Here is a 7,670-nt window from a genome sequence, read left to right as displayed (position 1 = left end):
CTCCGCCGAGGTGCAGGGCCACGGCCCAGGCCAGGAGACGTTGCAGGTTGGCAAGGAAGAGGTGAACATTGCCCACATCGAACCTGTGGGAAACTACGCCATCTGCCTCCACTTCGATGACGAACACAACACCGGCATCTACTCCTGGGAAACGCTCTACCGCCTCGGCAAGCAGCGCGAGCAGAACTGGACAGATTATTTGCGCCGCCTCGACGAAGCGGGCTACCAGCGCAAACAATCCCTGACCTCCACAGAGCCGCCAACGCCTGAGCTTACTGAGATGAGAGACGAGAAAACCACACACTTCGGCTACGAAGAGGTCGCCGTAGACGAGAAGGCGGGGCGGGTGCGCGCCGTGTTCGACTCGGTCGCCAACAAATATGACCTGATGAACGATCTGATGTCGTTTGGCGTCCACCGACTCTGGAAACGCCACACCATCGAGATCTCCGGGGTACACCGCGGCCAGCGAGTGCTCGACTTAGCGGCCGGCACCGGCGACCTCTCGGCCCGCTTCAGCGGCCTCGTCGGCGCCGAAGGCGAGGTCATCTTCTCCGACATCAACGCGGCGATGCTCGAGCAGGGCCGCGAGCGCATGCTCAACGAGGGGCGCGCCGGCAACCTCCACTATGTGCAGGCCGATGCCCAGTACCTGCCCTTCCCGGAGAACCACTTCGACTGTGTCACCATCGGCTTCGGCCTGCGCAACGTCACCGACAAGCAGCTCGCCATCGACGCCATCTACAAGGTGCTGCGCCCCGGCGGGCGACTGCTGGTGCTGGAGTTCTCCAAACCCACCAACAAGCCGCTGGAGAAGCTCTACGACCTCTACTCCTTCAGCTTGTTGCCAAAGATCGGAAAGGTTATTACCGGAGACGAGGAGAGCTACCGCTATCTGGCCGAGTCGATCCGCATGCATCCGGACCAGGAGACCCTCAAGGGGATGATGGAGCACGCCGGATTTGAACGCTGCGACTACTTCAACCTGACCGGCGGCGTTGTCGCCATCCATCGCGGCTACAAACTCTAAATCAGCCCGCCACAAAGCAGTAGACCAGATGACCGTCAGCGCCGCTACCTTCGCCCTCCTTGAGGGAGTGATCAACCAGGCGATCCGGCTCGACCCGGAAACGCCCAAGCGCCTCGCACCAATGCATGGCAAGGTGATCCGTTTTGAGCTGCTCGGCCTCGGCGTTTCGCTGTGGCTGATCCCCGAGCCTCAGGGGATTCAGCTACTGAGTGAATTCGAGGGCAAACCCGACTGCGTATTGCGCGGCACCCCGCTCGACCTGGCGCAGATGCGTGGCAGCCGGCAGAGCGCTGAACAGCTATTCCAGGGCGCGGTGCAGATCGAGGGCGACAGTGCCCTGGCCCACCGTTTCGGTGACTTCATCGCCGAGCTCGATATCGACTGGGAGGAGCAGCTCTCCCATCTGACCGGCGACCTGATCGCCCACGAGGTCGGCAACCTTACCCGCGGCCTGTTCAGCTGGGCCCGGCAGAGCGGCAAGACCGCGCAGCTCAACACCCAGGAGTATCTGCAGGAGGAGCTGCGCCTGCTGCCGAGTCGCTACGAAGTCGATGCGCTGCTGGCCGACATCGACACCCTGCGCGACGATACCGAGCGCGCCAGCGCCCGTATCGAACGGCTGCGCAGCCAGCTCGCAGGAAGCAATCCATGATCCGCCCCGCCCAGGCCCTGCGGCTGATCCACATCAATCTGGTACTGCTGCGCCACGGCCTCGACGAGGTAGTGCTGGCGACTCATCTGTTCCGCCCGCTGCGCTTCCTCATCTACCTCTCCCCCTGGTACTGGCTGCGCCGTGACCGCGGCCCTTATCCAGCGCGCATCCGTCGCACCCTGGAGGATCTAGGGCCGATCTTCGTCAAGTTCGGCCAGATCCTCTCAACTCGCCGCGACCTGCTGCCCGACGACCTGGCCGATGAGCTGGCCAAGCTGCAGGACCGGGTTCCGCCCTTCTCCGGCGCTGAGGCGCGGCGCATCATCGAAAAGGCCTTCGGCCACCCGATCGAGGATGTACTCGACGCCTTCGAGGAGAAACCGCTCGCCTCCGCCTCCATCGCCCAGGTGCATACTGCCACCCTCAAGGATGGCAGGCAGGTGGTGGTCAAGGTGCTGCGCCCCGGCATCGAGAAGATCATCCGCCGCGACGTGGATCTGCTCTTCACCATCGCCCGGCTGGCGGAAAAGTACTGGAAAGAGGGCCGGCGGCTACGCCCGGTGGAGGTGATCGAGGAGTATGAGAAGACCATCTTCGACGAACTCGACCTAATGCGTGAGGCAGCCAACGCCTCCCAGTTGCGGCGCAACTTCCTCAACAGTGAAGAGCTCTACGTACCCGAGATCTACTGGGATCTGGCGCGCCAGAATGTGCTGGTTATCGAGCGCATCAGCGGCACCCCGGTGGGCGATGTGGAGGCACTACGCGCCCAGGGCATCAGCATGCAACTGCTCGGCGAGCGCGGCGTGGAGATCTTCTTCACCCAGGTCTTCAAGTACAACTTCTTCCACGCCGATATGCACCCGGGCAACATCTTTGTCGAGCCCAACGGCCGCTACATCGCGGTAGATTTCGGCATCATGGGCACCCTCACCGAGGGCGACAAACGCTATCTGGCGGAGAACCTGCTCGCCTTCTTCAACCGCGACTACAAGCGGGTCGCCGAGCTGCATGTGCAGTCGGGCTGGGTACCCAAAACCACCCGGGTCGAGGAGTTCGAGGCGGCGATCCGCACCGTCAGCGAGCCGATCTTCGAACGGCCCCTGAGCGAGATCTCCTTCGGCCACTTCCTGCTGCGGCTGTTCCAGACCGCGCGGCGCTTCGACATGGAGGTGCAGCCACAGCTGGTGCTGCTGCAGAAGACCCTGCTGAATATCGAGGGACTGGGGCGCATGCTCTACCCCGAGCTGGATCTCTGGACCACCGCCAAACCGTTTCTCGAGCGCTGGATGAGCGAGCAGATCGGCCGGCGCGCATTTGTGCGCAAGCTGCGCGACAGCTTGCCGGAGCTGGCGGAGCACCTACCGGAGCTGCCGCTGCGCCTAAACAAGATTATCGACGACGCCGCCGCCGGCAGGCTCAGCCTGCAGTGGCAGTCGGAGGAGCTCAGCCAACTGCGGCTTGAGATGCAGCAGCAACATCGCAGCAGCGTCAGCACGATGAGCGGCAGCGCGATGCTGGTCAGCGGTTCACTGCTGCTGGTATTCGGCCCCGGCATGATCGCATCCGCCCCCCTCTCCCTGATGATCGGCGCCGGACTGAGCGGCGGTGGCGCTCTGCTGCTGCTGCGCGCCTGGCTTCACAGCCACGATTAAAAAAGACACCCAGCGAGTAGGACACGACCATGCAGTTCATCGACCTCAAGGCCCAATATCGCCTGATTCAGGCAGACGTCAACCAACGCATTCAGACCCTGCTGGAGCACGGCCAGTACATCATGGGCCCGGAGGTCCGTGAGCTGGAGGCGACCCTGGCGGAGTATGTCGGCGTAGAGCACTGCATCGGCTGCTCCAGCGGCACCGACGCACTGCTGATGGCGATGATGGCGCTGGGCATCGGCCCCGGCGATGAAGTGATTACCACCCCCTTCACCTTCATCGCCACCGGCGAGACCATCGCCCTGCTCGGTGCGGTGCCGGTGTTTGTCGACATCGACCCCCAGACCTACAACCTCGATCCCAACCTGATCGAGGCAGCAATCACCCTCAACACCCGCGCCATCATGCCGGTCAGCCTCTACGGCCAGTGTGCCGATATGGACGTGATCAACGAGATCGCAGCGCGCCACGGCCTGGCGGTGATCGAGGACGGCGCGCAGAGCTTCGGCGCGAGCTACAAGGGGCGCATGTCCTGCGGCCTCTCCGACATCGGCTGCACCAGCTTCTTCCCTCCAAGCCGCTCGGCTGCTACGGCGACGGCGGTGCCTGTTTCACCGACGATGCAGAGCTAGCAACAACCCTGCGGGAGATCCGCGACCACGGTCAGGACCGCCGCTACCACCACCCACGGCTCGGCATCAACGGCCGGCTCGACGGCATCCAGGCAGCGGTGCTGCTGGCCAAGTTCGAACAGTTCAAGAAGGAGGTAGCGCTGCGTGCCGAGATTGGTGGGCGTTACACGCGCCTGATCAACGAACAGTGCCCCGGCGTCACCACACCGCACCTGACCGAGGGCAATACAAGCGTCTATGCCCAGTACACCATCCAGGTCGATGACCGGGATCAGTTGCAGAAGCAGCTGGCTGAGCTAGAGATCCCCACCGCCATCCACTACCCGGTGCCGCTCAATGCCCAGCCGGTATTCGCCGACTGTGGCCAGCCAGAGGAGACTCCGGAGAGCCTCAAGCTCTCACAGCGGGTGATCAGCCTACCGATGCATCCCTACCTGAGCGAAGAGGATCAGGAGACGATTGTCACGGCACTACAGGCGGTACTGACATAGGGGCCCCGCCACCAGCGATGGCTGGCGCCCACGGGGCGCCCTATGCCAGGGACCAAACCCGAATAGAAATAGAGCGGGCCGTGCCCGCCACCCCAATGGCTTTACGCTCAGCCGTTACTTTCAGGCCGCCCGGCCCCGATCTTCAGCCCCAGTAGGATCAGCGGCAGATAGGCCAGCAGCGTCAGCACCACCCCCAGTGCCGGTCGAGCGGCAGCCAGCGCCGCCAGCGGCAGCAGCCAGACAAGGTTGATCACCAACACCCCCAGGGTCGCCCGGCGGTGACTCCGCCAGCGCCGTGACAGGATCTGGTAGGCGTGTGAGCGATGGGCGCTGTACCAGGCCTCGCCGGCCAAAAATCGCCGTGCCAACGTCAGGGTGGCATCCACGATGAAGACGCCGAGCAGGATCAACCAGCTCCAGATCGGCAGCAGCCCGATGTTGGCGCTCTGCAGGGCGAAGATCGCCAGCAGATAGCCGAGAAAGCCGCTGCCTACGTCCCCCATGAAGATTTTTGCCGGCGGCCAGTTCCAGAGCAGGAATCCAGCCGTCGCCGCTGCTGCAACCCCGAGCCAGTCGCTCAGCACTGAATCCATACCGAGCCAGCCGATCAGCAGCATCGCGCCACCGGTGACGCTGAGCGCCTCACTGCCGGCAATGCCGTCGATCCCGTCCATAAAGTTGAACAGGTTCAGCAGCCATACGATGCCGATCAAAAATAGCGGGTAGGCCAGCCACTCCGGTAGCCCGAGCGATCCGGGCACCCCCAACAGGACAAGCGCCCCGCCGGCCACCAACAAATGGCCGNCGAGACGCCAGCGGGCCGGGATATGGCCGTGATCGTCCCAAAACCCCAGCAGGGCGATCAGCAGACCGCCGCCCCATAGCGCCAGGGCCAGCTCTCTGCCGCCGAGTGACGCCCATCCACCCATCAGGTAGCTACCGAGCACTGCCAGCATGAGGCTAGAGACAAATGCCAGCCCTCCACCCCGCGGGGTCGGCACCAGATGTGAGCTGCGTGCGTTGGGGATGTCCATCAGACCGCGGCGCAGGGCGTAGCGGTGCATCAGCCCAGTCAGCAGCAGGCTGCCAAGAAACACCAGAAGAGGGATCAGCCAGTGCATAGTTCGCGATAGAGCTGCATTGTCGACGCCACCACCGCCTCCAGCGAGAATTCGGACTCGGCGATCGCCCGCCCGCGCCGCCCCATCGCCAGGCGCACCTCCCTGTCAGCGATCAGGCGCAACAGCGCCTCCGCCAGTGCCTCACTCTCCCCAGGCGGTACCAGCAAGCCATTCTCGCCATCACGCACGATCTCACGGCAGCCGGGGATATCGGTGGTGACGATCGCCCGTCCGCAGGCGGCGGCCTCGATCAGCACCTTCGGCACCCCTTCACCGTAACAGGAGGGAAGGCAGACCAGGTTAGCCTGGGCGAACACGCCAGGCATGTCGGTGCACCGCCCCCACCACTCGACCACTCCCTCCCTGTGCCAGCTCTCCAGCTGCGATTGCGGGATCGCCGCCGGATTACCTGAGTCGGATGCCCCAGCCAGAACGAATCGCGCTTGGGTGCCACGCTGATTCAACAGCCGGGCCGCCTCGACAAACTCCCCCACCCCCTTTGACCAAAGCATGCGTGAGGCGAGTATCAGCAGCGGCTTACCGTCCGGCTCGGGCCGGGGAGCAAACGCCTGCATATCGACCCCCGAGCCCTTGATCAGCACCTGCCTGTTGCGGGCAACGATGCCAGCTCGTTCTAGCTGTTCGCCGTCATCGGGATTCTGCACGATGACCCGGCTGTTGCGGTGCCCCAGGGCCAGCCTCAGGCCGCGCCCGACAACAAAGCGCAGCAGCCGAGCTTTCAGGCTCTGGTGGGAGTAGAGATAACCGAGCCCGGTAAGGGCATTGACCACCGCCGGCAGTCGCGCCAGGCGCGCCGCGATACCGCCATAGAAGACCGGCTTGATCGTCACATGGTGCACCAGATCCGGGCTGAGTCTGAGATAGAGGGCGAGCAGCGAGCGAAACGCAGCGATCTCGCCAAGTGGATTGAGGCCGCGACGGCTCATGCGGATCGGATGGTGCCGCATGCCCTGTTGGACGATCGTCTCCACCGCCGGACTCTCCGGAGTCGCCACATGCACCTGCCAGCCGGCATCCGCCATCGTCCGGGCCAGCGGCAAGCGATGGGAGAGGAAAAAATCCGCATCGTTGACCACATAGAGGATTTCTCTCACTGCCGGCATCCCGTTCAACCCCGCGACCGCAGCAATACGTCAAAGCTGGAGATCAGCAACTGCTGGTCCGGAATCTGCTGGAATGCTTGATTCAGCTTGGTTCGCGCCAGGGGCAGTGCATCCCAGCGCTCCTCCCCACACACTTCGACCGCAAACCCCGCCGCTTCGAAGCGTTTCAGCATCTCACCGTAGCGGATCCGGTTGGTGTAGAAGCCGGAGCTGGCGAAAAAATCGCTCTCCCACAAACGCTTGGAGAAGCGCAGGTTGTTGAGGCTGGCGGCCAGATGATCCTTCAGGTCAACCTGATGCGAGCAGAGTCCACCGGGGCGCAAGATGCGCCGGAACTCGGCCAGGGTCGGGTCGAACTCGGCCAACCGCACATGCTCCAGCACCGCCTGGGAGAAGATCAGGTCAATGCTGTCGGCCTCAATCTCATGCAGACTCTTCAGCCCTTCGGTCAGGTAACGAGCGCCACAGGCAGAGAGGATCGCATCCAGCGAGCCGGCCTGAGAGAGATCGGGTGGATTAAGTCCCTGCGCCTCCAGATATTCCGCCAACGCCCGATAGATCTGCGGGTCGGCGTCGGCAAAGGCTCCTACATCGACCAGCACCGCCTCTCCCCCATAGGCTGCGACGATCAGCGCCGTTGCAATCGAATCACCCGGCCCCAGCTCCAGCACGCGTGCACCTGCCACTCTGTCCGCCATACCGGCTTGGGTGAGATGGCGTTCGAAGACCTTCAGCGCATACTCTTGAGGCGCCATCCGGCCATGCTGAAAAATCCCCAGCCGGTGCCAGAGACGATAGGCCACTGGCAGTCGGCTGAGCAGGATTTTAATCACGATCTTCAGCCACCAGGGGACGGCTTGTTTGATGTTCATGCTGATTAGTACTCGATCAGTCGCTGAAACAGGCCGGCCAGTTTGGGCGCAGTCAGCGCGGTGCAGTAGTGTTGTTCAACTCGCCGGCGG

6 protein-coding genes and 2 pseudogenes are annotated in these 7,670 nt (G+C 63.5%); 5 read left to right on the top strand and 3 right to left on the bottom strand.

Annotated features, from left to right (window positions below; all coding sequences use genetic code 11):
* Positions 1-10: 10 nt before the first annotated feature.
* The 5 genes and pseudogenes from RIFP1SYM_RS18870 to RIFP1SYM_RS14960 all read left to right on the top strand — a co-directional run.
* Positions 11-100: pseudogene (locus RIFP1SYM_RS18870) on the top strand (gamma-butyrobetaine hydroxylase-like domain-containing protein); the annotation flags it as partial.
* Positions 101-280: 180 nt separating this feature from the next.
* Positions 281-1,030 (top strand): bifunctional demethylmenaquinone methyltransferase/2-methoxy-6-polyprenyl-1,4-benzoquinol methylase UbiE, encoded by a 750-nt coding sequence (gene ubiE / locus RIFP1SYM_RS14975; protein ID WP_006475158.1) that lies wholly within the window; start codon positions 281-283, stop codon positions 1,028-1,030.
* A gap of 28 nt (positions 1,031-1,058) precedes the next feature.
* The gene (locus RIFP1SYM_RS14970) at positions 1,059-1,682 is read left to right on the top strand and encodes a ubiquinone biosynthesis accessory factor UbiJ (protein WP_039960676.1); all 624 of its coding nucleotides are present in this window, start codon (positions 1,059-1,061) and stop codon (positions 1,680-1,682) included.
* Positions 1,679-3,337 (top strand): ubiquinone biosynthesis regulatory protein kinase UbiB, encoded by a 1,659-nt coding sequence (gene ubiB, locus RIFP1SYM_RS14965; protein WP_005966322.1) that lies wholly within the window; start codon positions 1,679-1,681, stop codon positions 3,335-3,337. Before RIFP1SYM_RS14970 ends, ubiB begins: the two co-directional genes overlap by 4 nt.
* A 29-nt stretch (positions 3,338-3,366) precedes the next feature.
* Positions 3,367-4,463: pseudogene (locus RIFP1SYM_RS14960) on the top strand (DegT/DnrJ/EryC1/StrS family aminotransferase).
* Positions 4,464-4,570: 107 nt separating this feature from the next.
* On the opposite strand, the gene RIFP1SYM_RS14955 reads toward RIFP1SYM_RS14960, so the two are convergent.
* From RIFP1SYM_RS14955 to RIFP1SYM_RS14945, 3 genes are read right to left on the bottom strand one after another with little or no spacing between them, the layout of a single operon-like run.
* The gene (locus tag RIFP1SYM_RS14955) at positions 4,571-5,584 is read right to left on the bottom strand and encodes an MraY family glycosyltransferase (protein WP_005966316.1); all 1,014 of its coding nucleotides are present in this window, start codon (positions 5,582-5,584) and stop codon (positions 4,571-4,573) included.
* Complete coding sequence (locus tag RIFP1SYM_RS14950) at positions 5,572-6,708, bottom strand: glycosyltransferase family 4 protein (RefSeq protein ID WP_006475153.1); 1,137 nt, start codon at positions 6,706-6,708, stop codon at positions 5,572-5,574. Before RIFP1SYM_RS14950 ends, RIFP1SYM_RS14955 begins: the two co-directional genes overlap by 13 nt.
* 5 nt (positions 6,709-6,713) lie before the next feature.
* Entirely contained in the window at positions 6,714-7,580 is an 867-nt protein-coding gene (locus tag RIFP1SYM_RS14945) for a class I SAM-dependent methyltransferase (RefSeq protein WP_005966312.1), read from the bottom strand.
* Positions 7,581-7,670 lie beyond the last annotated feature (90 nt).

Source organism: endosymbiont of Riftia pachyptila (vent Ph05) (assembly GCF_000224455.1).
In the GTDB taxonomy this organism is placed as follows: Bacteria; Pseudomonadota; Gammaproteobacteria; order Chromatiales; family Chromatiaceae; genus Endoriftia; species Endoriftia persephonae.
Note: the sequence above shows the minus strand (reverse complement) of the source record. Positions and strands in the feature narration are given on the sequence as shown.

Coding starts and splice junctions, on each gene's coding strand:
- RIFP1SYM_RS14945 (WP_005966312.1), bottom strand. CDS start 7,580: ATGAACATCAAACAAGCCGTCCCCTGGTGGCTGAAGATCGTGATTAAA.
- RIFP1SYM_RS14970 (WP_039960676.1), top strand. CDS start 1,059: ATGACCGTCAGCGCCGCTACCTTCGCCCTCCTTGAGGGAGTGATCAAC.
- RIFP1SYM_RS14950 (WP_006475153.1), bottom strand. CDS start 6,708: ATGCCGGCAGTGAGAGAAATCCTCTATGTGGTCAACGATGCGGATTTT.
- ubiB (WP_005966322.1), top strand. CDS start 1,679: ATGATCCGCCCCGCCCAGGCCCTGCGGCTGATCCACATCAATCTGGTA.
- ubiE (WP_006475158.1), top strand. CDS start 281: ATGAGAGACGAGAAAACCACACACTTCGGCTACGAAGAGGTCGCCGTA.